Consider the following 24,980-nt stretch of genomic DNA (forward strand, 5'->3'; position numbering starts at 1 on the left):
CGAGCACCGCACGATCGCGGACCGAGCCGTCAGGTGCCGGTACGGGGTAGGGGCCGCTGGTTCCAGCCCGCGATCACCGGCAGTCCGTGTTCCGTCGACAGGCGGCCGACCGTCGCCGTCGTCAGGAGGAACAGCCGGCCCTCCGACGCCGGCAGGGCCAGGTACCGGGCGGTGAGGACCCGCAGCAGGTGGGCGTGTGCCACCAGCACACCGTCCTCCGCGGATGCCGCGAGGCGGGGCGTGACGCGTGACAGGACCCGGTCGGCGCGCCGGCCCACGTCCTCGGCCGACTCGCCCGGCCGGCCGTCGGGGTGCGGGGGCACGCCGTCGCGCCACAGGGACCAGTCCGGCCGGGTCTCGTGGATCCGGGCTGTCGTCAGGCCCTCGTACCCGCCGTAGTCCCACTCGCACAGGTCCTCGTCCGGCTCCGCGTCCCGCAGCCCGGCCAGCTCGGCCGTGTGCCGGGCCCGCCGCAGCGGACTGGTGAGCACGAAGGCGAAGGCGCGGCCCTCGAAGAACGGTGCGAGAGACCGCGCCTCGGCCTCGCCGTCCGGTGTGAGCGGCAGATCGGTGCGCCCGGTGTGCCGTCCGGCGGCGCTCCACTCCGTCTCGCCGTGCCGGATCAGGAGGAGATCACCCATGGCCCGCTCCCGCTTTCTCGAGAATGACGTGGAAGCAGGATGGCCAACCGATGCCCGACGGCCCGGCGCGGCTCCGGCATGTTGCCGAAATTCATGCCGAAGACGTCACGTGCCCGCTCCGGGTGTCGCGCGGAACCTTCCCTCCTCCGCCTCGGTGACCAGCCCGCCGGCCGTCAGCCGGTCCAGGTGCTGCACGGCGGTCCGCCGCTCCACCGGCCTCACGTGGGCGCCCTCGACGTGCGGGCGGTAGACCAGCCGGTGCTCGACGATCTCCTCGACCGTGCGCGGCTCGGCCAGGAAGCCGAGCAGTGCGGCGTCCCGCTTCGCCACCACGGCCGCGAACGCGTCGAGGCGGCGCCGGAACTCCGCCGCGCCCTCGATCACGCCCTTCTGGTGGGACGTTCCGTACCAGCGGGCGTCGATCTCCCGGCACCGGCGCATAGACGCCTCGAATTCCACGAGGCTGCTGCCGAGGTCGCCGTAGTACGGACCGAAGGACGTCAGGTCGATGTCCGCCACGAACAGGAAGCCGTCCGGCTCGATCAGGAAGCCGCTGTGCCCCGCCGTGTGGCCCGGCAGGTGCACGACCGTCACCGTGCGGCCCCCGAGGTCGAACACCGTGCCGTCCTCGAAGCCCTTCGCGTCCGGCCGGCCCCGCACGTGGAACTGCTCGCGCAGCATCCTGTCCATGCCGGGAACCGCTTCCGGCGGAAGCCCGAGGCCCGCGAGCATGACCTCGCGCGACCTGAGGGCCTCCACATCGCCCTCGTGGACGTGGACCGGCACCTCGTAGCTGCCCAGACCGGCGATGTGGTCCTCGTGGGCGTGGCTCACCAGGACCACGTCCGCCGCCGGTGCTCCTGCGACGAGCGACAGCGACGGATCGACGACCAGTGATTCGGACGTACCCCGTACGAGCAGTGAGTTGCCGTACGGGTACGCGCCCCGGTCCTGGCCGACGAGCACGCTCACCGCACCGTATTCCTCGCGCACCTTCCCACCTCCACAGGTGACTTCGCCGAGTGGTCAGCCTCGCAGAGCCGAAGTGAAGATCAACGCGTTGTGGGCGAAGCCGATGCCGCTCTGTATGTCGTCGAGGGTGTGGTGGGCCCGGAGGGGGAGCAGCAGGACCGACCCGAACCGGCCGGCCTCGCCGGATGCCTCGTCGCCGGAGGCCTCCTCGGGTGCTCCCTCGTCCGCGGCAGGGGTCCACCACGCTGGGCGTCGGCGGTCCGGGCGACGGCGACGGGCGCCGAGGAGCGCCTCCGTGAACGGCCCGTCCCACGACGATCAGCCGATCGAGGCGATCCAGCGCCGCTTACACTTCGCGCCGGGCGAGTTCGTGGTCTTCTGGGTGGAATCGATCCACCGGCCGTCCAGGAGTAGGAGTGCTTCGTGATGGACGCCGCCCCGGGCATCGTCGAGCGGGGCCGCTGGCACGTGCGCGACCTCGGCGGCCGGCAGCCCTGGCTGCCCAACGGCTCCCTCCCGCTCCGGATCACCCGGCGCCACCCCCAGCACCACCCGGCCCACCGGGCCGCAGACGGGAAAGAGGCCGTCACATGACCACCGCAGTCGTGGTCGGCAGCGGGCCCAACGGGCTCGCCGCCGCCCTCACCCTCGCCGCCGAAGGCGTCCGCGTCCGGGTCATCGAGGCCGCGGACGTCCTCGGCGGCGGCGTCCGCTCCAGCGAACTGACCCTGCCCGGCCTCCTCCACGACGAGTGCTCCGGCATGCACCCCCTGGGCCCCGGCTCGGCCTTCGCCCAGCGCTTCGACCTGGCCGGCGCCGGGCTCACCTGGCGTTGGGCACCCGTCGAGTTCTCCCACCCGCTCGACGGCGGTCGCGGCGCGGTCGCCCTCCGCTCCGTCACCGGGACCGCGGCCGGGCTCGGGGCGGGCGGCTCCGGCTGGAAGGCCGTCTTCGGTCCGCTCGCCGAGCGGTTCGGGACCATCAGCCAGGAGTTCCTGCAGCCGGTGCTGCACATCCCGCGCCACCCCCTCCACCTGGCCCGGCTCGGCATGTACGGCGGTCTGCCCGCCACGCTCCTCGCCCGCCGCTTCGGCTCGCCCGAGACGCGCGCCCTGTGGATCGGCACGGCGGCGCACAGCTTCCGACCGCTGAACACGCTCTTCTCCTCCGCCATCGGGGTCGCCCTGACCGCGGCCGCCCACGCCTATGGCTGGCCGGTCGCCGAGGGTGGCTCGGCTGCGCTCCGGGACGCGATCGTCCGCCGCGCGACCGAGCGCGGGGTGAAGTTCGAGACCGGCCGCCGGGTGACCTCGCTGGACGAACTGGAGGACCCGGACCTCGTGATGCTGGACACCTCGCCGTCCGCCGCCGTCCGGATCGCGGGGAACCGGCTGCCGGCGGGAGTGCGCCGGGCGTACACCAGGTACCGGCACGGGCCCGGCGCGTTCAAGGTCGACTACGCCGTCGAGGGCGGCGTGCCGTGGACGCACGAGGGCTCGCGCTCCGCCGGCACGGTGCACCTGGGCGGCAGCGTCGCGGAGATCGCCGCCGCCGAGAAGGACGTGGTGGCCGGCCGGATGCCCGAGCGGCCGTTCGTCCTCGTCGGTCAGCAGTACCTCGCCGACCCGACCCGCTCGGCCCGCGACGTGCACCCGCTCTACGCCTACGCCCATGTGCCGGCCGGCTACACGGGCGACGCCACCGAGACGATCACCGCACAGATCGAGCGGTACGCCCCCGGCTTCCGGGACCGGATCCGGGCCATGCACGTGCGCACCACCACGGACATGAGCCGACACAACGAGAACTACGTCGCCGGTGACATCGTGACCGGCGCCAACGATCCCCTGCAGCTGGTCTTCCGGCCGCGCGTGGCACTCGACCCGTACGCCACCGGCATCCCCGGCGTCTACCTCTGCTCCGCCGCCACCCCGCCCGGAGCCGGCGCCCACGGCATGTGCGGCTACAACGCGGCCCGCAGCGCGCTGAGGCACCTCTGACGCCTCCCTCGGCGGGGCGAGGTTCGGGATGGACGAGCGGCGGCCCGCAGCAGGGCGAGGCGCGCCTCGCGCCTCCGCGCCGAGTGGCTGACGCGCCGCCTCGCTGCGGATGCCGCGCCTGGTCTGCCGAGAGCCGAGCGGGACCGGCCGTGCCCGGTACGGCAACAGGGCCCGGACCGCTCGTCGCGGTCCGGGCCCTGCCCCGTGCGGTGCCGCCCTGCGGCGGCGGTGTGTCAGCTCTGTGCGGTGTCGTCGCTCGCCTGCCCGGCGCCCTCGGCTGCGGCTGCCTTCTCGCGCATCTTGCGCACCAGCTCCGCCTTACGGTCGGCGGCACTCTTGCGGTCGAGGTTGCGGTGCGGGCCGTTGTTCTGCCGTTCGGCGCGGGACAGCTTCTTGCGCGGGCCGCCGCCCTGGCCCACTGGGTTGTTGATGTTCTTGCTGTCGGTCACGGGCTCTCCCGGGGATGATGTGAAGTGATCTACGGATTCAACGGTGGGGGACGGGCGCGGCGACGTCGAAGCAGGTCAGCAGGGGCCCGTCACGCTCTCACTCGTAAATCGGCGTCTGGAAGAACATGACAAAGACGTTACCCGGTTCCGTCGGCCCCGCGCGCCAGGCTTTTCGCCGCCCCGGCGCCGGCCGGGCCTGGTGTCGATGTGTCGACTACAGCCAGTCGTGCTCGCGGGGATGCGGAGGGTTACGCCGTGACGCGCGCGGAGTGGCTTCGTCCACCTCAACCGACGGCGTCACCCTCGTGCCCGTCCCTCTCGTCGACCTGCTTCGCAGACCGACGTTCAGCGTCCGGATCCCGGAGGCGGAGCCGTCCGTCCGCGGTGGCGCGAACGGCTTGACCCCTCAGCCCGGGCCGGGGTCCCAGCCCAGGTCACCGAGCCTGGCCGGGCCTGCTGCGGGTGCCGTTCACCTTCCTGGTGCCGTTCTGCGTGTCCAGCGACGCGGGTGTCTTCAGCTGTCGACGGCCGGCCGGCGGCAGCTCGCTCCCGAAAGCCCAGGTGAGAGGGGAGCCGCCCATCGATGCCATCGGGACCCGGAGTCCTGGGCGGCAGGCAGTCCTGGTGCTGCACTCCTACGGGGGCACGGGCCGGGCAGACGGGCTTTCAGTCAGGGCCGCTCCAGTCGAAGGGGAAGTACTTGCTCGACTTCCCGGTGCGTTCCCAGGAGAAGCCGAACGCGTCGGCGCGGTCGACGGTGGACCGCCCCCACGTGGCGATCTGGCCCGGCCCCACCTCGGAGCCCGGGGAGTTGAGGACCTGGACGCGTTCGCCGTTCGGGGTGGTCGGGCCGGTGAGCGCCTCGGCGGTCGCCGTGACGAGGCCCGGGATCTCGGCTCGCCACGTGGCGAGACCCTCGTCGATCTCCACGTGGATCGGGACGACGTCCATGCCCCGCATCTCGGGGTGGAACATCGCCCCGAACTCCGCCGGCCATCCGCCCGCCTCACCGCCGAACACGGTCCCCAGCGCGGCCCGCTGCTCATCGTCGGCACGTTCGTCCAGGAAGACCGCGGCGTACGGGTCGGTATGCGTGCCGGCCCACGGGTTGCCCTCGAACGACCCGAGCATCAGGACATTGAGGTCGTCGAGCCGTACGTCCCCGAAGTTGCCTTCCCGGATGTGCCAGACCATGACGCCTTCGCAGTCGCCGTAGGTCGGGGGCTGCGCGAACGTGCACGGGCACGGAATCGCGCACTTGCATACGTCGAACCAGTCGCCGGCCAGATGCCAGCGCGTGCCGGTGGTGGCCTGCTGTGTCATATCGCTTCCTCCAGCCGAGCTGCGAGGAGCTCACTCGGAGTGGCGAGACCGCGCCCGAGCCCGTTCCCGGGATGGGAGGACGGTCTCCCTTCCAGCTTGCACCTCACGTCCCGGGCGGGAAACCGGCCGACGTCTACGGCGGAGCACGGCGCCGAGCCCCTGCACGTGGGACCGGGGTTCCCGGAACGGTGCGAGCACCGCCAGGACGAGGCCCCCGGTTACGGCCCGCTCAGCGCCATGGTCTCCGCCGTCGCCGTGAACGAGACGCTGCGACGCCTGCACGTCGTGCGGGGCGGGCGGGAGCGCAGAGGTCCTGAGCGGTGTGGCCTGGGCAGCGGCGACATTCCCGCCGGCTCTCATCGAGCGGGTACGGCTCCTCGTGGCCCGTCGGGACGAAGCCGCTGCGGCGGTAGAACGCGATGGTGCGGGCAGGAATCCGTCATGACCCCGACCCACGTGCCCCCGGAGTCGACGGGCCGCGACATCGATGTCGCGGACGCTCGTGGCTCGCGTGGTGCGGAACGGCCACTCCGAGTCGGGGTGACCGAGCGCGTCGTCGACCGTCGCCGCTCTGGCCAAAGGCCTCCTTCATCGAATATCATCGATGATCGATGAAGGCATCCGAGTCGCTCACCGAAGAACAGGCCCGTACGTACGCCACGTGGTTCCGCGCCCTCGGCGACCCCACCCGCGTACGGCTCCTGCATCTGCTCGCCGGGGCAGGGCGCCCGATGACCGTGGGAGAGCTCGTCACCCAGGTGGACATCGGGCAGTCGACCGTCTCCCACCACCTGAAGATCCTGGCCGAGGTCCGCTTCGTCCTGCCCGAGAAGCAGGGCACCTCGACCTTGTACGCCGTGAACCGCACCTGTCTGTCGGTGTTCCCGCGCGCCGTGCGGGCGATCATGGGGGAGGAGGTGCCCGATGAGTGCTGAGTTCGTCGTGGCCCCGATGGCCGCCGACCACGCCGGGCAGGTCCTGGCGATCTACCAGGCCGGCATCGACGAGGGCAACGCCACCTTCGAGACCACCGCGCCGACGTGGGAGATCTTCGACGCGTCCAAGTCGCCCGAGCACCGGTTCGTCGCCCTCGACAGCGGCGGCGGTAGCGTCCTCGGCTGGGTCGCCGCCACCGCCGTCTCCGACCGGTGCGTGTACACGGGCGTCGTCGAGCACTCGGTGTACGTCCACCCCGACGCCAGGGGCCGCGGAGTCGCGGGTGCCCTCTTGAAGGCGCTGATCGACTCCACCGAGGCTGCCGGGATCTGGACGATCCAGTCCGGCATCTTCCCGGAGAACACCGCGAGCCTGGCCCTCCACGAGAGGGCCGGTTTCCGGGTGATCGGCAGACGTGAGCGGATCGGCCGCCACCACGGCCGCTGGCGCGACACCGTCCTCGTCGAGCGCCGCAGCCCCCACGTCGACTGACCCGGCTGCCCAGAGGTAAGTGCAACACCACACGGGGCATCAAGAGATCAGGCGGCCATCGGCCGGATGGCCTGAGGCGTCCCGAGAGCGGGTGGCTCCGATGACAGATGAGCCGCCGGTGGACCGTCAGGTGATCCATGGAGAGCTTGAGCGGGCACGTAGCGCCTTCCATCACCTTGTGGCCGATGCCACCGAGGAAGAACTACACAGGCGCACGGCAGGCACGCGCTGGACCAACGAGCAGCTGCTCGTCCACATGCTCTTCGGCTACATCCTGATCCGCCCGCTGCTGATCGTGATGCGCGTCTTCCAGCGGCTTCCCGACCGTGCCGGCCGAGCCTTCGCCGGCGTGCTGAACGCAGGAACGCGGCCGTTCGACCTCGTCAACTATCTCGGCCCCGTCGGCGCCGTCAGGGTGCTTCGACCCCGCCGAATGACTGCCCTGTTCGACCACGTCATCGCCGACCTCCACCACCGGCTGGACTCCGAAGCGGAGATAGGGCTGGCGCGCGGCATGCCCTACCCCGACCGCTGGGACCCCTTCTTCGACGACTTCATGACCGTCGCGGAGCTGTACCGGTATCCGACCCGGCACTTCGACTTCCACCGACGCCAGCTCACCCTCACCGAGGACGGTTGAGGAAGTCGGCGAGGGCACGTGCGGCCTCGCGGGCCGGGCGGCCGACGCCGATGAGGGTGGCGGAGGCGGGGCCGGTCCAGCCGCCGTAGCCGAGGAGGTGGAGGCGGCGGCGTCGCGGGCGGCGCGCACGGGCGGGAGGGCCACGACGTCGCCGAGCGAGGCCACGCCACCCGTGTCGGCGCGGCCCTCGTCCAGGGCGCGGCGACGCGCGGTGGCGTGGTCGAAGAGGGCGCGGCCGTCGATGTCGTCGGGGAGGTGACGGGGTTCGCGGAGGGTGACCAGGTGAGGTCGGTGTCGTACGCGAGGTCCGCGGCGATCTGGGCGCCGGAGTTGCCGCCTCCGACGACGATCACGCGGCGGCCGGTGAAGTCGGCGGGACTGCGGCGGCATCAGTCGGCCAGGCAGGGAGGAGTACGGAGCGGGGGAGAGGAGGTGCAGGGAGTCCCAGGTGTGCTGCCAGGCCCCGCCCGCGGTCGGCTGGGCGTCCAGGATCACGAAGTCCGGGCCGGGGCGGCGCAGGTGGTAGGCCCCGATACTGTCGGTGAGCTCCGTCAGGTGCGGCGCGACGGCGTCCAGGGCCCGGCCCAGCCGGTCGTCGTTCAGAAGCTCCGCCTCGATCGTCGGTACCCATCAGGTCCAGCCGGCGCAGAAACTCGGCAGCGACAGGAGAGCGCCCGGACGCCTCTCCACCACGGAACCGACCACGCACTCCAGGGCAGGCCGACCCCAGCGGTCAGGAACAGGAACGCGCCCGCGCTTCGGCGCTGGAGAAGAGTCCGAGCAGATCGTCGTCAGTGGGCCCAAGGCAGACGGACCGCCTCGATTTCACAGTCGTTCAGCAACGCGTCGATGAGGGCTGGGGGCCCGGCGACCTTGGTGGCCCACAGGTCGTAGTCGGTGCACAGGACCCACGAGTGGTCATCGGCCCAGAGGTTGGACGGGCTGAAGTCGGCCTCGGACTGGTCGTACAGGACCTCGGCGTCGCCGAGCCGACCCGCACGCACGTGGGGGTTGTCGAAGTCGACGGCCCCGAGCATCAGCGGGTTGTAGTAGGCCAGACAGCGGGTGTCCGGGCCCGTGGGACTGTACTGGGTGAGGATGGCGATCAGCCGGTTCCAGGTCTCACGGTCCAGGCTGCCCTCGGTCGGCGGGACCACGCCCAGCGGCCAGCTGCCCTCCTTCTTGGCCAAGGGAAAGCAACGGTAGGAGGGCATCAGTCCGTCGGCCACGACCTGGTCGCCGGTTCGCCGGGCAAGCTCGGCCCAGCGCAGCCGCCGCCAACCGGGCCCCGGGTGCTCGGCGCGGCCGAGCCCTCCCCCCGTGGCGACGCCCACGGCGTCGAGGTCGATGCCCGCGAACACGTGCCGCTGGACACTCCCGTCCGCCAGCCGCGCCTGGTGGTGCTCGTGGTACGACACGTCGGCCGGCCCTTGCTCGTGCTCGTACATGGCGTTGAGCACCCACACCGCGTCGGGCATCGCCGGAGGCATGAACCCGGTGATGCCGTCGCCGCACAGCTCCAGCAGCCAATCCGTGGCCCCGGATGGCGCGAGCGGCCACAGGCCTGACATCAGGTGCGACTCCTCGGACATCCGCTCATGGTCCCAGACGCGAACCGCCCTCCCACCAGGGGCCGGCGTGACGCCGCCCGAACCCCGCCGCCCGGCACGTACACGCGTACCTGGCCGGCCAGAATGGCGAGGCGTACCTCAAGAACCATCGAGCCGGACGCTGACGATCAAGAGTTTGGGGTGGGCTGCTACAGCCAGTCCTTCTTCTTGAAGACCACGTACAGGCTCACGCACACCACCGCCATCAGCACCACCGCGAACGGATACCCGCCTGCCCAGTGCAGCTCCGGCATGTGGTCGAAGTTCATGCCGTAGATGGTTCCCACCAGCGTGGGTGCGAACAGGATGGCGGCCCAGGAGGAGATCTTCTTGATCTCCTCGTTCTGTTCGAAGCCCGCCTCCGCCAAGGCCCGCATCTCCGCGTTCTGTTGCTGGGTGACCAGGGTCGCGTTGACCGTGAGGATGTCCGTCAGGGCCTGGCGGAAGCCGTCCACGCGTTCGCTGGTGTGGGTGACGTGGTCGGCGACGTCGCGGAGGTAGCGCTGGAGTTCCTCGTCCGTGCCGTACTTGGCGAAGCCGGCCATGAGCGCGTGGAGCATGCCCACCAGGGGGCGGGTGGCGCGCTGGAACTCGACCATTTCTCGGGAGAGTTCGTAGATGCGGCGGGAGACCGCCGGGTCGCCGCCGAAGACCTCCGTCTCGATCTCGTCGATGTCGTTCTGGACGCCCGCCACCACCGGGGCGTAGCCGTCGACCACCGCGTCGAGGATCGCGTACAGGACCGCTTCGGGGCCCAGGGCCAGCAGGTCCGGGTTCTCCTCCATGCGGCGACGGACGGCCGAGAGGTCCGGGGCGGCGCCGTGCCGGACCGTGATGAGGAAGTCCGGGCCCACGAAGACGTGGAGCTCGCCGAAGTCGACCTCCTCCGGGGCGTCGAGGTAGCGGGCGGCGCGCAGGACGACGAAGAGCGTCTCGCCGTACCGCTCCAGCTTGGGGCGCTGGTGAGCCTCCATCGCGTCCTCGACGGCCAGCTCGTGCAGGTCGAACTCGGCGGCCAGGGAGTGGAGTTCCTCCTCGGTCGGGCGCTGGAGGCCGATCCAGGCCATGCCGTCGGGGTGTTCACGCAGCTGACGGAAGGTGTCCGCGAGGGTGGTGGGGGAGGAGACCTGCCGGCCGTCGCGGTAGAGCGTCGACTGCACCACGCTCGGCTCCGCCGAGGGCGGTCGCGCGTTCGAGGTCGCGGGCGGCGGTTCGGGCCGGCGGCGCCAGGCCGGGCGGGGGCGGCGGTCGGACATCGGCGTGCTCCTCCTCGGCCTGGGCGCCCAGGGCGGGACAACGGGCCTGGAGCAGGATATATGGGGTGAATCCCTCCCGTCCGGATCCCGTCCGGATCCCGTCCGGATCTCGTCGGGTTCGCATTGAGGACGGCAGCTGTCCGCATGGCTCGATAGCGTGCTCGTATGGCCCTCAAGACGACCCACCCCGTGCTCGGCACCCGTGCCCTGAACCGCGCCACCCTCGACCGGCAGCTGCTCCTGCGCCCGGCCCCGCTCGGCGTCGAAGAGGCCGTCGGGCACCTCGTCGGACTGCAGGCCCAGAACACCAAGCCCCCGTACTACGCGCTCGCCGCCCGACTCGAAGGGTTCCGGCCCGAGGACCTGTCCGCGCAGATGGAGTCGCGGCGGGTCGCCCGTATCGTCTCGCTCCGGTCCACCGTCCACACCCACACCGCCCGCGACGCCGTCGGCCTGCGCCGGCTCGTCCAGGGCGGGGCGATCGACCGGGAGCTGAAGATGTTCCGCAAGGGGCTCGACGGCGTGGACCTCGACCGGCTCACGGCCCTGGCGACCGCGTACGTCGAGGAGAGCCCCCGCACCCCGAAGGAGCTGCGGGAGCACCTGCTCCAGGAGTGGCCGGACGCCGACCCGCAGGCGCTCACCATCGCCGCCCGCTGCCTGCTCCTGATGGTGCAGGTCACCCCGCGCGGCCTGTGGCGGCGCAGCGGGCAGGTCGCGCTCACCACCGTCGACGTGTGGTTCGACGGGCCCGAGGACGTCGCCGCCGACATCGACGAGACCGTGCTGCGCTACCTCGGCGCCTTCGGCCCCGCCTCCGTCAAGGACATGCAGACCTGGTGCGGTCTCACCCGCCTCCGCCCGGCCTTCGAGCGGCTGCGGCCCGGGCTCCTCGTCTTCCGGGACGAGAACGGCACCGAGCTCTTCGACCTTCCCGACGCGCCCCGCCCCGACGAGGACACCCCCGCCCCGCCCCGCTTCCTGCCCGAGTACGACAACCTGCTCCTCTCGCACGCCGACCGCACCCGCGTCGTCCCCGCCGAGTACCGGACCCGCACCTGGACCGCCAACCAGGCCCACCGCGTCTTCCTCCTCGACGGCTTCGTCGCCGGACTGTGGCGCCTCGACGAGGCGAAGGACCGCACCACGCTCACCATCGAGCCCTTCGCGCCCGTGACCCGCGCGGCACGCGCCGCCCTCGTCACCGAGGCGGAGCGGACCCTCCGACTTTTGGCGCCTTCCGGCACTCCGTACGACATCGTCCACGCGGAGAGCTGACGAGCGGTGCGGCAGCGAGGAGGAGCAGCCGCCGTCGTGTCGTTCTTTCGCCCCGGGGACGATCAGTTGCTGCACGGCGGGTACAAACCGCCGTGCCGGTCCTGGGAGAGACTGCTGCCCCTCGCCGGTGTCATCGCGCACCACTGAGAGAGAGCCTGCAATGCCGAGAATGACAGCGGAGGAAGTAGAGGCGGTCCTGACCGAGGCGGGCTGGTCACGGGGGCGTGACATCGGCGCGCAGCTGCCCGAGCTCCTCGGCTTCGTCATCGACCGCTTCGCCGAGGAAAGGCATCCGGTCGAAGCGTTCCAGGCCGCCCAGGAATTCGTCCGGGAATTCGGCGGGCTGCGCCTGGTGATTCCGGGAACGCCGCCGGACGCCGTCGGATTCACCCCGCACTGGATCTACGAGGAGAGCGGCGAGGAGGTCGCCGAACTCGCCCGCAGTGTGGGGAAGAAGCTCTTTCCCGTCGGATACGAGTCGTTCGACGGGGCCATGGTGCTCATCGACGAGACCGGACGTTTCTTCCTCATGCACCACACCGGTCCCTATTTCCTGGGAGCTAACACGTACGAGGCCATCAGCTGTCTGCTGCGCGGCCCCCAGCAGGAAGCGCGGGACTGCTTTGGCTGACACCGTTTCCGGGAACCGCAGCCTCCCTTCTCGTCCCTTCTAGTCCAGGGGCGATCACCAGCCAGCCCGATCTGACCGGTGACGGCGAACCCCGACTCCACCCCGCCGTCCGGGAGTTCTTCGACGGGCTCGCGCCGAGCCTGCGCGAGCCGTTCCTCGGATACCGCGCCGAGTCCGCACTCGTCTCCGACCGGCTGTACGCGGTCACGATGACGACCGAGTAGACAGCGACCGAGCGACGGGCCGTTCAAGCCGCCCCTGCACCGGCTCGCCGACCGGCTCGGCACCCGGCTCTTCCCCCTCGGCCGCACCGGCGCGGAAGCGCCGATGGCCGTGGACGAGGAGGGCCGGCTGCTCTCTCTCGGCGCCGGAGGCGCCTGGTTCCACGGGGAGACCGTGCGGGACGGACTCCTCGCGATGACCGAAGGGCTGCGGCCCGTGCGGCTGCGGCTTCGCCCTGACCCTGTCGGCGGGGCCCGGGAGCCTCGATCGGCCGTCCGGCGGCCACCCTGGAGGCGTGCGTCACCGCGTTCGACGCCTGGGCCGCCGCCCTCTGAAGCCGCCGGCCTCCGGTCGGGCCCGCGCCCCGGGCCCGCGCACCCCCGGCGGGCCCGCGCACCCCGGGCCCGCCGGCGTCTCCGCGCCTCGATCCGAAGGCCTCCCGTCCGCCGCTGCCTCCGCGCGCGCCCCGTGCCCCGGCCCGGCGGACCGCGCCCGCTGCTCCGACCCCGCGTCCGTCACGGCAGCGCCCCCGCCCTCCGCGCCGCCACCACCGCCTCCAGGCGGGTGTGGGCGCCCAGTTTGCGCATGGCCGAGCGGAGGTAGCCCTTCACCGTCTCAGGGCGGAGGCCCAGGCGGGCCGCCGCCGTCGCGTTCGTCGCGCCCGAGGCGACCGCCGCGAGGACGTCCGTCTCGCGCGGGGTCAGGGACACGCCGGGCGTGGTGGGCGTGGTGCCGGAGGCCGATTCGAGGCGGCCGCAGACGGCGAGGATACGGTCGCGCAGCCCGGGGTCGACGACCTTCGGGGCCAGTTCGCGCAGCTGCCCGTACGCCTGGCGGACCTCCTCCCAGGACGGGCCGGGGGCCGGCGGCGTGAGCAGTCGCCGCACCTCGTCCCGTACCGCGAGGGCCTGCTCGACGTCGCGGGCCGCCGCCATCGCCGCGTCGAAGACCCGCTCGCCGATCGGGAGGGACTCGCGCAGTGCCCCGTACAGCACGCCGCGCACCTTGCGCCGTACGACGACGGGGACGGCGATGACCGCGCGCAGGCCCTCCGCCGTGACCGGGACGTCGTACTCGTGGGTGATGTGGCGCGACGCCTGGTAGTCCGTGACCGCGCACGGCCGCGAAAGCGCCAGGCACTTCCCGCCGAGCCCGGAGCCGGCCGAGATCGCCAGGCCGCGCAGCGCGGGCGTCACCGCGCCGCTGAGCTCGGCGATCCGCATCGCGCGGCCCTCCTGGAGCAGCCCGCCGAAGACGACGGGCAGCCCGCTGGCGCGTCTGAGCCGCAGCAGCGCCGTACGCAACTCCGCCGCTTCCATCATCTCGGGCACGGAACCACTCCTTCACCCCCGAACGGGGGTAGTGAGACCTGGGTCACCGATTACACGATGTCCGGGACAGGTCCCGCAATGAGGAGGACACATGACGCCCACGAGCGCGACCGGCGCGACGGAGAGGTTCCGGGCCGCCCGGGATTTCCTGCTGCAGCATCGCGAGGACTACGAGACGGCCTACGAGGGCTTCGTCTGGCCCCGGCCCGACCGTTTCAACTGGGCGCTCGAATGGTTCGACGTCATCGCGCGGGACAACGACCGGACCGCGCTGCACGTCGTCGAGGAGGACGGCTCCGAGACGAAGGTGTCCTTCGCCGAGATGTCCGCCCGCTCGAACAGGGTCGCGAACTGGCTCCGGGCCCAGGGCGTGCGCGCCGGCGACCGGATCATCCTGATGCTGGGCAACCAGGTCGAGCTGTGGGAGACCGTGCTCGCCGCGATGAAGCTGCGCGCCGTCCTCATCCCCGCCACCCCGCTCCTCGGCCCGGCCGACCTGCGCGACCGCGTCGACCGGGGCCGCGCCGGGCACGTCATCGTGCGCGCCGAGGACACCGCCAAGTTCGACGACGTCCCCGGGGAGTACACCCGGATCTCGGTCGGCGGCGACGGCGTCGGCTGGCTGGGGTACGAGGACGCCGCCCAGGAGTCGGACGTGTTCGAGCCCGAGGGTGTCACCCTCGCCGACGACATCCTGATGCTGTACTTCACCTCCGGCACGACCGCCCGGCCCAAGCTGGTCGAGCACACCCACACCTCGTACCCGGTCGGCCACCTCTCCACGATGTACTGGATCGGCCTCAGGCCCGGCGACGTGCACCTCAACATCTCCTCGCCGGGCTGGGCGAAGCACGCCTGGTCCAACCTCTTCGCGCCGTGGAACGCCGAGGCGACCGTCTTCATCCACAACTACACCCGCTTCGACCCGGCCCGGCTCATGGACGAGATGGAGCGCAACGGCGTCACCAGCTTCTGCGCCCCGCCGACCGTGTGGCGGATGCTGATCCAGGCCGACCTCGGCCAGCTGAAGAGGCCGCCGCGCGAGGTCGTCGCCGCCGGTGAACCCCTCAACCCCGAGGTGATCGAGTCGGTGCGGCGCGCCTGGGGCGTCACCATCCGCGACGGCTTCGGCCAGACCGAGACCGCCGTGCAGGTGTCCAACAGCCCCGGCCAGCGGCTCAAGGAGGGCTCCATGGGGCGCCCGAGCCCCGGCTTCCGGGTCACCCTCGTCGACCCGGTGAGCGGCACGCCGGACGTCGAGGAGGGCGAGATCTGTCTCGACCTCGCCGTCAACCCGGTGGGCCTGATGACCGGCTACCACGGCGACGCGGAGCGTACGGCCGAGGCGATGGCGGGCGGCTACTACCGCACCGGCGACATCGGCTCGCGGGACGCGGACGGCTACATCACGTACATCGGGCGCGCCGACGACGTGTTCAAGGCCTCCGACTACAAGATCAGCCCCTTCGAGCTGGAGAGCGCCCTCCTGGAGCACGAGGCCGTCGCCGAGGCGGCCGTCGTCCCCGCCCCCGATCCGCTGCGGCTCGCCGTCCCGAAGGCGTACGTCGTCCTCGCGGCGGGCTGGGAGCCGGGCGAGGAGACCGCGAAGGCCCTCTTCGCCCACTCGCGCGCGGTCCTCGCGCCGTACAAGCGCGTCCGGCGCATCGAGTTCGCCGACCTCCCCAAGACGGTCTCCGGCAAGATCCGCCGGGTGGAACTGCGCCGGCTGACGGCGGAGGGCGGCGGCAAGGAGTACGTGGAAGGGGACCTCGGATGAACCTGTCCTACTCCCACGGGACCTCCACGACCGAACTCCTCGGCGACACCATCGCCGCCAACCTCGACCGGGCCGTGGCCGCCTGGCCGGACCGCGAGGCCCTCGTCGACGTGCCGACCGGGCGTCGCTGGACGTACGCCGAATTCGGCGCGGACGTCGACCGGTTGGCGGGCTCGCTGCTCGGCAGCGGGGTCCGCAAGGGCGACCGGGTCGGCATCTGGGCGGTGAACTGCGCCGAGTGGGTCCTCGTCCAGTACGCCACCGCCCGCATCGGCGCGATCATGGTCAACATCAACCCGGCCTACCGGGCCCACGAGTTGGCGTACGTCCTCAAGCAGGCCGGCATCTCCCTGCTCTTCGCCTCCCTCGCCCACAAGACGAGCGACTACCGCGCCATGGTCGAGCAAGTACGCGCCGAATGCCCGGAGTTGCGCGAGGCCGTCTACTTCGGCGACCCCACCTGGGACGCGCTGCTCGCCCGGACGCCCGGCGAGCTGCGCCCGGAACCGCTGTCCTGCGACGAGCCCGTCAACATCCAGTACACCTCGGGGACGACGGGCTTCCCGAAGGGCGCCACGCTCTCCCACCACAACATCCTCAACAACGGTTATTTCGTGGGCGAGATGATCGCCTACAGCGAGCAGGACCGCATCTGCATCCCGGTGCCCTTCTACCACTGCTTCGGCATGGTCATGGGAAACCTCGCGGCCACCTCGCACGGCGCCTGCATGGTCATCCCGGCCGCCTCCTTCGACCCCGCCGCCACGCTCAGGGCGGTCCAGGAGGAGCGCTGCACCTCGCTGTACGGGGTGCCGACCATGTTCATCGCCGAACTCAACCTCCCCGACTTCGCCGCGTACGACCTCTCCACGCTCCGCACCGGGATCATGGCGGGCTCGCCGTGCCCGGTCGAGGTGATGAAGCGCGTCGTCGCCGAGATGAACATGGCGGAGGTGTCGATCTGTTACGGCATGACCGAGACCTCGCCCGTCTCCACCCAGACCCGCCGCGACGACGACCTGGAGCGCCGCACCGGCACCGTCGGCCGGGTCATGCCGCACGTCGAGGTGAAGGTCGTCGACCCGGCGACCGGCCTCACGGTGGAACGCGGCGCGGCGGGGGAGCTGTGCACGCGCGGCTACAGCGTGATGCTCGGCTACTGGGACGAACCGGAGAAGACCGCCGAGGCGATCGACACCGGGCGCTGGATGCACACCGGGGACCTGGCGGTCATGCGGGACGACGGCTACGTGCAGATCGTCGGCCGCATCAAGGACATGATCATCCGGGGCGGGGAGAACGTGTACCCGCGCGAGATCGAGGAGTTCCTCTACGGGCACCCCAAGATCGCGGACGTCCAGGTCGTCGGCGTCCCCGACGAGCGGTACGGCGAGGAGATCCTGGCCTGCGTGATCCCCCGCGACCCCGCCGCCCCGCCCACCCTGGAAGAGATCACCGCGTTCTGCCGGGACCGGCTCGCCCACTACAAGATCCCGCGGAGGGTGGAGATCCTCACCGAGTTCCCGATGACGGTGAGCGGCAAGGTACGGAAGGTGGAGCTGCGGCAGCGGTACGGCGAAGGCTCCTGACCGACCTCCCGGCGCATGCACACGCGGGGCCGGACCGAGGGGACCTAGACCACCTCCCGGCGCATGCACACGCGGGGCCAGACCGACAGGCCGTGGGCCGCCTCGGCGTGGCTGATGGCGCGCAGGCCCTCCGTGAGCGCCGGGTCGGAGTCGGCGAGCGCGCGGAAGCCGAGCCGTGTGTAGTACGGGGCGTTCCACGGCACCTCGGTGAAGGTCGTCAGCGTCAGGGCCGCCAGGCCCTGCTCCCTGGCGGCCGCAGCCAGGTGCTCGATCAGCGCCCGGCCGACGCCCCGGCGGGCGGCGTCCGGGTGCACCGACACCTGCTCGATGTGGGCGGCGCCGTCGACCGTGTCCGTGAGCAGATACGCGACCGGGCGGTCGGCGCCGTCCACCGCCACCCAGGCCCGGCCGGCGCGACGGTAGGTCTCCAGGACGTCCAGGGGCAGCGGGTCGTCGTCCGCGATCGCCGCCATGCCGAGAGAACGGAACGGCTCGCCCGCCGCCCGTTCGATGTCCTGGAGCAGCGGGAGTTCGGCCGGAGCGGCCGCTCTGATGCGCATACGACAGTATGGCGCGGCCTCAACGCGTAGGACCGCCCGCAGCCGGACCGCCCGCCGGCGGCGGCCGGTTCCGGTCCTCCTCCCCGGGGCGGTCGAGCAGCCCGCCCTCGCGCGAGAAACGCGGCAGGAACAGGGCGAGCGCCGGATCGCCGTACAGCGCCACGTACAGCTGGACGAGCCACCCGTCCGTCACCTCGCGCCGATGCGCCGGCAGCGGGTACCGCTCCCGCAGGCCCGTGAGGAGCCGCCGCGCCGCCGCGGTCGTGTCCGGCAACCGCAGCAGCGCCACCGCCACGAGGACCGGCGGCACCCCGGCCGCGAGCGCCCCGGCGAGACCCGCCCCCGAGGCCCCGGCGACGAACGGCCCTGCCAGCGCCGTCAGCGGTACGCATCCCAGCAGCGCCCGGGCGGCCCACAGGCGCGCCGACGGGCGCAACAGCCCGGCCCCGCGCAGTTCGCCGCGCAGCGCGTCCACCGCCCGCCGCGCCTCGGGGCGCAGCGTGAGGGCCCGCAGCGCGAGCGCCCGGTGCAGCGCCCCGTGCACTCCGAGCTGTACGGGGTCACGCGTCCGGCCCGGTCCGCCATTGGCCCGAATCGTATGTTTACGGCCCGCCGCGACCGCCCCGCGCTGGTGCAGCGCCACCAGGGCCACGGTCACGGCCGCCCGCCGCCCGCCCCGCAACAGCGCGAGCGCCTGCGGCGGCGGCACCTCGGCCGCTCCGGCGTGCCCGCTCCTCGCACTGCGGGTTCGCAGCAGAGCGGCGGCGATCAGCAGCTCTCCCCAGGCCGCCCCGATGAACCACCACGTCCCCGTCGACATGACACCCACCCCCGAGGGTGTTGTGCCCGGGGAAGCGTGATCGTCACGCGTGAATGGCCGATTTCGGATGCCGAGGAGTTGTGCCTGCGTCCTCCGGGCTCAGGCGCCGCCCGCCGCCAGTTCGTCCGCCGCGTGGTTGACCGGCTGCGGGGTGCCGGTCAGGTCGAGGACGAAGAGCGGGAGGCCGACCTCGGCGGCGCGCGAGCGGGCCTCCGGGGTGTAGCCCGCGAGCGAGAAGAACACGCTCACGGCGGCGTTGCTCAGCCCGTTCAGCCAGAGGCACTCGACGGCCCGCAGCCCGGTCGGCCGGGTGCTCGGGTCGACCTCGGCGAGCAGACCGGGCGCCCGCAGGTCCACGCCCGACACGGGGCGCTCCTCGGGCTGGACGACGTCCCTGAAGCCGAGCCAGCGCAGGTATCCGGCCGCAGCCGCGACCGCGTCCCGCGACGTCCGGATCGTCACGGGCCGGAAGTCTCCGCGCAGCGGAGCCGGGCGCGGGCCCGTGGGCGGCGGCGGTATGTGCGCCGGGTAGCGCTCGGCGAAGGTGCGGGGGCGCGCCGGGCCGGGCTCGTCCGCGCCGCGCCCGGCCGTACCGGCCCCGCCCCCGGCCCTCGGTCCGGGCCCGAACCATGCGGACCCCGGCTCCACGGGCACGGACCGCGGCTCGTCGGCGGAAGCCTCGCCCCCGGAGGGGCGGCCACCGCCGGCCCCACCGGACGTACCGCCGTCAGCCCTGTCGGCCACAGCGTCGGGCGCTCCGCCGGTCGTCCCGTCCCCGCCACTGGCGGGCTCGCCGCCGGTACGGAACACATCCGCACCGGCCCCGCCCCCACCGACCCCGTCGGTCCCGGGCTCGCCTGAGGCCCCGCCCCCACCGACCCCGCCGGTCCCGGGCTCGCCTGAGGCCCCTCCCATCCCGGCCCCGTCCGTCCCAGGCCGCAAATCCAACCCCCGTCCCCCAGCCGCTAGTGGGCCGAGGTCCAGCTCCGGCCTCGAGGGCGACGGTGACACGGGCGCCCCGGACCCAGGCTCCGCCCCCGCCCCCGGCTCCCAGGGAGGGACGGCCCCGGTTCCGGCCACGCCGCCCCTCGCGCCGTCATCCCCGCCGACGGCCCCCGCCCCGCCCCCGTACGCCGTCCCCGGTTCCGTTCCCACCGGTCGTACCGGTATCCGCAGCACCGTCCCGCACGGGCAGCCCAGTTCCGGGTGGGGCCAGTCGTCCTCGCGGCCGCAGGCCTCGCAGCGGACCGTGACCCACTCGTCCGTCCAGTTCCGGTGCGTGATCGGTTCCGCGGCCGCGCCCGCCATGACCGGTGGCGCGACCGGGCTCCCGCAGGCGCAGGGGAAGACGGGTGGCGCGTACGCCTGCGTGCGCAGGCATTCCGGACAGCGCACCGGTACCGACTCGCCCACAGCCCAACCCCCTGTCGTTCCGCCCCATCGTCCACCCATCCGACGGCCCGGGGGAGGCTCTTCGGCCACTTCCGTGATCCCGGCGGGCGGACTTCTCTTGACGGCTCTCCGCAGCCCGACCTACATTGCTTCCGTATAGCAGAACAGTATTTCCGCATTACGGAAACAGGTGGTCGGGCCTCCCGAGACGAGGTACCCGCCTGGATCCGCCCGGCCGAAGCAGGAGCACTCCCATGCCTCGTATGACCGCCGCCGCAGCGGCCGTTGAGATCCTCAAGCGCGAAGGCGTCACCCAGGCGTTCGGCGTCCCCGGCGCGGCGATCAACCCCTTCTACCGCGAGCTCAAGAACGTGGGCGGCGTCGGCCACACGCTGGCCCGCCACGTCGAGGGCGCGTCCCACATGGCCGAGGGCTACACCCGCGCCAAGGCCGGCAACATCGGCGTCTGCATCGGTACGTCCGGCCCCGCCGGCACCGACATGATCACCGGCCTGTACTCGGCCATCGCGGACTCCATCCCGATCCTCTGCATCACCGGCCAGGCTCCGGTCTCGAAGCTCCACAAGGAGGACTTCCAGGCCGTCGACATCGCCACGATCGCCAAGCCGGTCACGAAGGCCGCGACGACCGTCCTGGAGGCCGCGCAGGTCCCGGGCGTCTTCCAGCAGGCCTTCCACCTGATGCGCTCCGGCCGTCCCGGCCCGGTCCTCATCGACCTGCCGATCGACGTCCAGCTCACCGAGATCGAGTTCGACCCGGAGACCTACGAGCCGCTGCCGGTCTACAAGCCGCAGGCCACCCGTGCGCAGGCCGCGAAGGCGCTGAGCTTCCTCCTGGAGTCCGAGCGCCCGCTGATCGTCGCCGGCGGCGGCATCATCAACGCCGACGCCACCGACCTCCTCGTCGAGTTCGCCGAGCTGACCGGCATCCCGGTCATCTCCACCCTCATGGGCTGGGGCACCATCCCGGACGACCACGAGCTCGCCGCCGGCATGGTCGGCGTCCAGACCGCGCACCGCTACGGCAACGCGACCTTCCTGGAGTCGGACTTCGTCCTCGGCATCGGCAACCGCTGGGCCAACCGCCACACGGGCTACAACCTGGAGGCGTACACCAAGGGCCGGAAGTTCGTCCACGTCGACATCGAGCCCACCCAGCTCGGCAAGATCTTCGCGCCCGACTACGGCATCGCCTCCGACGCCAAGGCCGCCCTGGAGCTCTTCATCGAGATCGCCAAGGAGATGAAGGCCGCCGGCACGCTGCCCGACTTCTCCGCCTGGGCCGCCTCCGCGCAGGACCGCAAGGCCACCCTCCAGCGCCGCACGCACTTCGACAACATCCCGATGAAGCCGCAGCGCGTCTACGAGGAGATGAACAAGGCCTTCGGCCAGGACACCCGCTACGTCACCACCATCGGCCTCTCGCAGATCGCGGCCGCGCAGTTCCTGCACGTCTACAAGCCGCGCCACTGGATCAACTGCGGCCAGGCCGGCCCGCTCGGCTGGACCATCCCGGCCGCGATCGGTGCCGCCACCGCCGACCCGGAGACCCCGGTCGTCGCGCTCTCCGGCGACTACGACTTCCAGTTCATGATCGAGGAGCTGGCGGTCGCCGCCCAGCACAAGGTCCCCTACGTCCACGTCCTCGTGAACAACGCCTACCTCGGTCTGATCCGGCAGGCGCAGGGCGGTCTCGGCATCAACTTCGAGGTCAACCTCGAGTTCGAGAACATCAACACCCCGGAGATCGGCGTCTACGGCGTCGACCACGTCAAGGTCGCCGAGGGCCTGGGCGTCAAGGCCATCCGCGTCACCGACCCCGACAAGCTCGGCGAGGCGCTCGAGGAGGCCAAGAAGCTGGCCGTCGAGCACCAGGTCCCGGTCGTCGTCGAGGCCATCCTGGAGCGCATCACCAACATCGCCATGAGCAAGACGGTCGACATGAGCGACGTCACCGAGTTCGAGGACCTGGCCACCGAGCCCGGCCACGCGCCGACCGCGATCAAGGCCCTCCAGGTCTGATCGACCCCCTCAGCAGAGGGACCGACCCCCGCCCCGAGGAGCACCGGGGCGGGGGTCTCCCTGTGCTCCGACCAGCACCGCGCCCGCCTCCGTCCACTCGTACAGCACCGAGCGGCCCGCCCGCCCCCGCCGTACGAGCCCGGCGTCGAGCAGCACCTTCAGGTGCCGGCCGACCGAGCCGAGGCCCTGCCCGGTGAGTGCCACCAACTGGCTGGTGGACAGCGGGGATTCGAGGCGTACGAGCACACCGGCGCGGGCCGTCCCGAGGAGGGTCCCCAGGGCCTCCGGCACCGCCGGGCCGGCCGTGTCCGCCAGAACTCCCGCGCAGGGGTAGACGATCGCGTACCGCTCCGTCCCCTCCCACGAGACCCAGCCGGTCGCCGGCGTCACCGGCACGAACAGCAGCCTGCCCCGGTCGACCGAACGCGGCGGATAGTCACGGGTGTTGACCTGGAGCCGTCCGTCGCCGAGCCAGCGCATCTTCCCCGGGCACAGTTCGTCGAGCGCAGCCGCCCAGCCGCCCCGGCTCAACAGGGCCGTCCGCGCCAGCACATCGGCCTCCAGGACACGCCGCCGCCGCGCCCACTCCGGCCGTACCGTCTCCCGCCACACCCAGCCGAGCACCCCCGCGAGCCGCTCCGGCAGATCGCGTGCCGAGCGCAGCGGCTCCGGCACCGGGCCGCCGATCGCCACCGCCAACTGGTCCACGGCGTCGGCGGGTTCGGTTGCCCGGACGGCCTCGACCTCCTCCTCGAAGGACCGCTCGGGGTCGCCCAGCGGGGTGGGGGTGAGGAAGTCCGCGTTCCAGGTGGGGCCGATCGCCGCCCGCACGAGCAGCGCGTCGAGCGGCTCGGCCGCGAGCCGCTTCCGGTAGGCGGGCAGGTGCCGGCCGAGCCAGGCCCGCTCGCCCGGGTGCGTCGCCGCCGCCGCGTGCAGGGTCTTGAGCGAGGCGACCGTCTCGGCGAGCGGCGACAGCAGGAACGAACTCCCCGCCAGGGTGTCCGTGCCGATCTGCCACCAGCCCATGTTTCGCCTCCCCGCGAAACAGTACCGGTGGTCCGCCGCGCTCTCCGAGACTCCCCGCATGCCCCGCTACCGCGCGCTCTTCCGCACCCCCGAGTTCACCCCGCTCTTCGTCACCGGCGCCGCGTACACCGCCGCCCAGACCGTCGCCGGACTCGGTCTCGCCACGCTCGTCTTCCGCGCGACCGGGTCCCCGTTCCTCTCCGCCCTGGCCCTCTTCGGCCCCTCGCTCGCCCAGCTGCTCGGCGCGACCACCCTGCTCTCCGCCGCCGACCGGCTGCCACCGCGCACCGCGCTCTCCGGCATCGCCCTCTTCTTCACCCTCGGCACCGCCGTCCTGGCGATCCCCGGCCTGCCGACCTGGGCCGTCTTCGTGATCCTGCTCGCGGAGGGGCTCGCGGCCTCGCTGGGCGGCGGGGTGCGCCACGGACTCCTGAACGAGATCCTCCCGCGCGAGGAGTACCTCCTCGGCCGCTCCGTGATGAACATGGCCGCCGGCGCCTGCCAGATCGGCGGTTTCGCCGCGGGCGGGCTCCTCGTCGCGCTGCTCTCGCCGCGCGGCACGGTCCTCGTCGGCGCGGGGCTCTACCTCGCCGCCGCCCTCGCCGCCCGCCTCGGCCTCGGGGCGCGCCCGCCCCGCGCGGCCGGGCGGCCGTCGGTCGCCGAGACCTGGCGTACCAACGGACGGCTGTGGGCCGTGCCCGCCCGCCGCCGCACCTACCTCGCCCTCTGGGTGCCGAACGGCCTGGTCGTCGGCTGCGAGTCGCTCTTCGTGCCGTACGCCCCCGAGCGCGCCGGGCTCCTCTTCGCCTGCGGCGCGTTCGGGATGCTGGCCGGGGACACCGCCGTCGGCCGCTTCCTGCCGGCGCGGCTGCGCGGCCGGATCCGCTTCCCGCTCCAGGCGCTGCTCGCGGCCCCGTTCCTGCTGTTCGCCCTCGACCCGGCGCTTCCCCTCGCGCTGGTGCTCGTGACCGTGTCGGCGGTCGGGTACGGGGCGAGCCTGCTGCACCAGGAGCGGCTGATGGAACTGGTCCCGGAGGAGCTGAGCGGTCACGCCCTCGGGCTGCACACCTCGGGGATGCTCGCGCTCCAGGGGGTGAGCGCGGCGCTGGCCGGCACCCTCGCCCAGTACACGTCACCGCGCACGGGAATGGTGCTGCTCGCCCTCGCCTCGCTCACCGTGACGTTCCTGCTCGCCCGGGCGGAGGACGGCGAGCGGCCTGACGAGCGGCCTAGCGAGGTGTCGCCGAGCGCAGCACGACCGTCTCCTCGCAAGGACCGTCGGCGAACAGCTTGAGCGCCGCCATCTCCTCCTTGTCGGCGGACAGGCCCCAGCGCAGCTTCGTGGCCACCCACTCGCCGACGTAGCGGCAGTACCGGCCGGGGTCCGAGGGCACCCAGTCGGCCGGGTCCCGCCCCGCCTTGTCCCGCAGGCTGCGGGTGGTGACGGCGACCAGGGTCGCGGGCGCGCCCTGGTCGTTGGCGTACCGCTCCCGCCGGGCGGCGGTCCAGCCGGAGGCCCCCGACTCCCAGGCCTCCGCGAGCGGGACGAGGTGGTCGACGCGGAGCGCCGCCGGGTCGGTGACGTTCTGACCGTCGTAGGGCGAGGTCCACCGGCCCCCGGTCAGGGCGCAGTCCGTGCCGGCCTCCGGCGCGTCCACGGCCTCCGCGAGCAGGACCTCGGAGCGGGTGTCACAGCCGTCCGCCGGGTCGAGGCCCTGGTTCCAGTGGTGGAAGGCGCTCTTCTGGTAGCCGGCCGGGTCCTCCGCGGCCTCGGTCAGGTCCGCGAGCGCGTCGGGCAGGAGGACGACGTTCGCGGAGACGGCGGGGGAGGGGACGGCCAGGGGGGAGAGGATCAGGGCGAGCGGCGCGAGACCGCGCATCAGGTTCTTGATCATGTACGAGTGGATAGCGCCGGGCGCGCGGCACGGCGGGCCCGAATCGCGGGGCGCTCCTCCGAGCGGGTGCGGATCTTCACCGCAGAAACGATGCGCTG

The 24,980-nt window shown here is 72.5% G+C and carries 24 protein-coding genes and 1 pseudogene; 12 read left to right on the top strand and 13 right to left on the bottom strand.

Annotated features, from left to right (window positions below; genetic code table 11):
• Window positions 1–29: 29 nt before the first annotated feature.
• Both ACN9M0_RS29235 and ACN9M0_RS29240 read right to left on the bottom strand, forming a co-directional pair.
• Window positions 30–641: a histidine phosphatase family protein gene (locus ACN9M0_RS29235; RefSeq protein ID WP_366039422.1), complete on the bottom strand. Its 612-nt coding sequence runs from the start codon at window positions 639–641 to the stop codon at window positions 30–32.
• Between the two features lie 105 nt (window positions 642–746).
• Window positions 747–1,634: an MBL fold metallo-hydrolase gene (locus ACN9M0_RS29240; RefSeq protein ID WP_399700291.1), complete on the bottom strand. Its 888-nt coding sequence runs from the start codon at window positions 1,632–1,634 to the stop codon at window positions 747–749.
• A gap of 405 nt (window positions 1,635–2,039) precedes the next feature.
• Here ACN9M0_RS29240 and ACN9M0_RS29245 point away from each other — a divergent pair, with 405 nt between their 5' ends.
• Together ACN9M0_RS29245 and ACN9M0_RS29250 are read left to right on the top strand one after the other, a co-directional pair.
• Window positions 2,040–2,207, top strand: a complete 168-nt coding sequence (locus ACN9M0_RS29245) for a DUF3556 domain-containing protein (protein ID WP_366039464.1) — start codon at window positions 2,040–2,042, stop codon at window positions 2,205–2,207.
• A complete protein-coding gene (locus tag ACN9M0_RS29250) occupies window positions 2,204–3,613 on the top strand; it encodes a phytoene desaturase family protein (RefSeq protein ID WP_426404462.1) in 1,410 nt (469 codons plus the stop codon). Before ACN9M0_RS29245 ends, ACN9M0_RS29250 begins: the two co-directional genes overlap by 4 nt.
• Before the next feature lie 233 nt (window positions 3,614–3,846).
• Here the strand turns inward: ACN9M0_RS29250 and ACN9M0_RS29255 are convergent, their stop codons facing one another.
• Window positions 3,847–4,062 carry a DUF6243 family protein gene (locus tag ACN9M0_RS29255; protein WP_366039425.1) on the bottom strand — a complete coding sequence of 72 codons (216 nt, stop codon included), beginning with the start codon at window positions 4,060–4,062 and terminating at the stop codon, window positions 3,847–3,849.
• 666 nt (window positions 4,063–4,728) lie between these two features.
• Window positions 4,729–5,385 (bottom strand): DUF1326 domain-containing protein, encoded by a 657-nt coding sequence (locus ACN9M0_RS29260; RefSeq protein WP_366039426.1) that lies wholly within the window; start codon window positions 5,383–5,385, stop codon window positions 4,729–4,731.
• Window positions 5,386–5,996: 611 nt separating this feature from the next.
• Here ACN9M0_RS29260 and ACN9M0_RS29265 point away from each other — a divergent pair.
• The 3 genes from ACN9M0_RS29265 to ACN9M0_RS29275 all read left to right on the top strand — a co-directional run bounded on the left by ACN9M0_RS29265 (window position 5,997) and on the right by ACN9M0_RS29275 (window position 7,453).
• Window positions 5,997–6,320, top strand: a complete 324-nt coding sequence (locus ACN9M0_RS29265) for an ArsR/SmtB family transcription factor (RefSeq protein WP_366039427.1) — start codon at window positions 5,997–5,999, stop codon at window positions 6,318–6,320.
• Window positions 6,310–6,813, top strand: a complete 504-nt coding sequence (locus ACN9M0_RS29270) for a GNAT family N-acetyltransferase (protein ID WP_366039428.1) — start codon at window positions 6,310–6,312, stop codon at window positions 6,811–6,813. Before ACN9M0_RS29265 ends, ACN9M0_RS29270 begins: the two co-directional genes overlap by 11 nt.
• A gap of 118 nt (window positions 6,814–6,931) precedes the next feature.
• Window positions 6,932–7,453 carry a DinB family protein gene (locus ACN9M0_RS29275; RefSeq protein WP_399700284.1) on the top strand — a complete coding sequence of 174 codons (522 nt, stop codon included), beginning with the start codon at window positions 6,932–6,934 and terminating at the stop codon, window positions 7,451–7,453.
• On the opposite strand, the pseudogene ACN9M0_RS29280 reads toward ACN9M0_RS29275, so the two are convergent.
• The 3 genes and pseudogenes from ACN9M0_RS29280 to ACN9M0_RS29290 all read right to left on the bottom strand — a co-directional run bounded on the left by ACN9M0_RS29280 (window position 7,437) and on the right by ACN9M0_RS29290 (window position 10,319).
• Window positions 7,437–8,008, bottom strand: a pseudogene (locus ACN9M0_RS29280) (hypothetical protein). The gene ACN9M0_RS29275 and the pseudogene ACN9M0_RS29280 overlap by 17 nt on opposite strands.
• A gap of 236 nt (window positions 8,009–8,244) precedes the next feature.
• Window positions 8,245–9,045 carry a hypothetical protein gene (locus ACN9M0_RS29285; RefSeq protein ID WP_399700282.1) on the bottom strand — a complete coding sequence of 267 codons (801 nt, stop codon included), beginning with the start codon at window positions 9,043–9,045 and terminating at the stop codon, window positions 8,245–8,247.
• Window positions 9,046–9,212: 167 nt separating this feature from the next.
• On the bottom strand, window positions 9,213–10,319 hold the full coding sequence (locus ACN9M0_RS29290) for a magnesium and cobalt transport protein CorA (protein WP_366039431.1): 1,107 nt from the start codon (window positions 10,317–10,319) through the stop codon (window positions 9,213–9,215).
• Window positions 10,320–10,484: 165 nt separating this feature from the next.
• Between ACN9M0_RS29290 and ACN9M0_RS29295 the strand changes: the two genes are divergently transcribed.
• The 3 genes from ACN9M0_RS29295 (at window position 10,485) to ACN9M0_RS29305 (ending at window position 13,053) form a co-directional block, all read left to right on the top strand.
• A complete protein-coding gene (locus ACN9M0_RS29295) occupies window positions 10,485–11,597 on the top strand; it encodes a winged helix DNA-binding domain-containing protein (RefSeq protein WP_426404463.1) in 1,113 nt (370 codons plus the stop codon).
• A gap of 169 nt (window positions 11,598–11,766) precedes the next feature.
• A complete protein-coding gene (locus ACN9M0_RS29300; RefSeq protein WP_426404464.1) occupies window positions 11,767–12,228 on the top strand; it encodes an SUKH-3 domain-containing protein in 462 nt (153 codons plus the stop codon).
• Window positions 12,229–12,486: 258 nt separating this feature from the next.
• Window positions 12,487–13,053: an SUKH-3 domain-containing protein gene (locus ACN9M0_RS29305; protein ID WP_426405338.1), complete on the top strand. Its 567-nt coding sequence runs from the start codon at window positions 12,487–12,489 to the stop codon at window positions 13,051–13,053.
• On the opposite strand, the gene ACN9M0_RS29310 is transcribed toward ACN9M0_RS29305, so the two are convergent.
• On the bottom strand, window positions 12,966–13,772 hold the full coding sequence (locus tag ACN9M0_RS29310) for a helix-turn-helix transcriptional regulator (RefSeq protein WP_426405339.1): 807 nt from the start codon (window positions 13,770–13,772) through the stop codon (window positions 12,966–12,968). The two genes, ACN9M0_RS29305 and ACN9M0_RS29310, sit on opposite strands and share 88 nt — an antisense overlap.
• Before the next feature lie 100 nt (window positions 13,773–13,872).
• Here ACN9M0_RS29310 and ACN9M0_RS29315 point away from each other — a divergent pair, with 100 nt between their 5' ends.
• Window positions 13,873–15,558 (top strand): AMP-binding protein, encoded by a 1,686-nt coding sequence (locus ACN9M0_RS29315; RefSeq protein WP_426404465.1) that lies wholly within the window; start codon window positions 13,873–13,875, stop codon window positions 15,556–15,558.
• Window positions 15,555–17,147: an AMP-binding protein gene (locus tag ACN9M0_RS29320; protein ID WP_366039438.1), complete on the top strand. Its 1,593-nt coding sequence runs from the start codon at window positions 15,555–15,557 to the stop codon at window positions 17,145–17,147. Before ACN9M0_RS29315 ends, ACN9M0_RS29320 begins: the two co-directional genes overlap by 4 nt.
• A gap of 44 nt (window positions 17,148–17,191) precedes the next feature.
• Here the strand turns inward: ACN9M0_RS29320 and ACN9M0_RS29325 are convergent, their stop codons facing one another.
• The 3 genes from ACN9M0_RS29325 to ACN9M0_RS29335 form a co-directional block, all read right to left on the bottom strand.
• Window positions 17,192–17,707, bottom strand: coding sequence for a GNAT family N-acetyltransferase (locus ACN9M0_RS29325; protein WP_366039439.1), 516 nt, complete (start codon window positions 17,705–17,707; stop codon window positions 17,192–17,194).
• Window positions 17,708–17,726: 19 nt separating this feature from the next.
• A complete protein-coding gene (locus ACN9M0_RS29330; protein ID WP_366039440.1) occupies window positions 17,727–18,527 on the bottom strand; it encodes a TIGR04222 domain-containing membrane protein in 801 nt (266 codons plus the stop codon).
• 99 nt (window positions 18,528–18,626) lie between these two features.
• Complete coding sequence (locus ACN9M0_RS29335) at window positions 18,627–18,989, bottom strand: hypothetical protein (RefSeq protein ID WP_426404466.1); 363 nt, start codon at window positions 18,987–18,989, stop codon at window positions 18,627–18,629.
• A 1,193-nt stretch (window positions 18,990–20,182) separates the two neighbouring features.
• Here ACN9M0_RS29335 and gcl point away from each other — a divergent pair.
• Window positions 20,183–21,961: a glyoxylate carboligase gene (gene gcl / locus ACN9M0_RS29340; RefSeq protein WP_366039465.1), complete on the top strand. Its 1,779-nt coding sequence runs from the start codon at window positions 20,183–20,185 to the stop codon at window positions 21,959–21,961.
• A 9-nt stretch (window positions 21,962–21,970) separates the two neighbouring features.
• Here the strand turns inward: gcl and ACN9M0_RS29345 are convergent, their stop codons facing one another.
• Window positions 21,971–22,987, bottom strand: a complete 1,017-nt coding sequence (locus ACN9M0_RS29345) for an ArsR/SmtB family transcription factor (protein WP_399700264.1) — start codon at window positions 22,985–22,987, stop codon at window positions 21,971–21,973.
• Window positions 22,988–23,045: 58 nt separating this feature from the next.
• On the opposite strand from ACN9M0_RS29345, the gene ACN9M0_RS29350 reads away from it, so the two are divergent.
• Window positions 23,046–24,281: an MFS transporter gene (locus tag ACN9M0_RS29350; RefSeq protein ID WP_426404467.1), complete on the top strand. Its 1,236-nt coding sequence runs from the start codon at window positions 23,046–23,048 to the stop codon at window positions 24,279–24,281.
• Here ACN9M0_RS29350 and ACN9M0_RS29355 read toward each other — a convergent pair.
• Entirely contained in the window at window positions 24,217–24,882 is a 666-nt protein-coding gene (locus tag ACN9M0_RS29355; RefSeq protein ID WP_426404468.1) for an HNH endonuclease, read from the bottom strand. The two genes, ACN9M0_RS29350 and ACN9M0_RS29355, sit on opposite strands and share 65 nt — an antisense overlap.
• Between the last annotated feature and the right edge of the window lie 98 nt (window positions 24,883–24,980).

Source organism: Streptomyces sp. R-07 (assembly GCF_049913175.1).
Classification (GTDB): Bacteria; Actinomycetota; Actinomycetes; order Streptomycetales; family Streptomycetaceae; genus Streptomyces.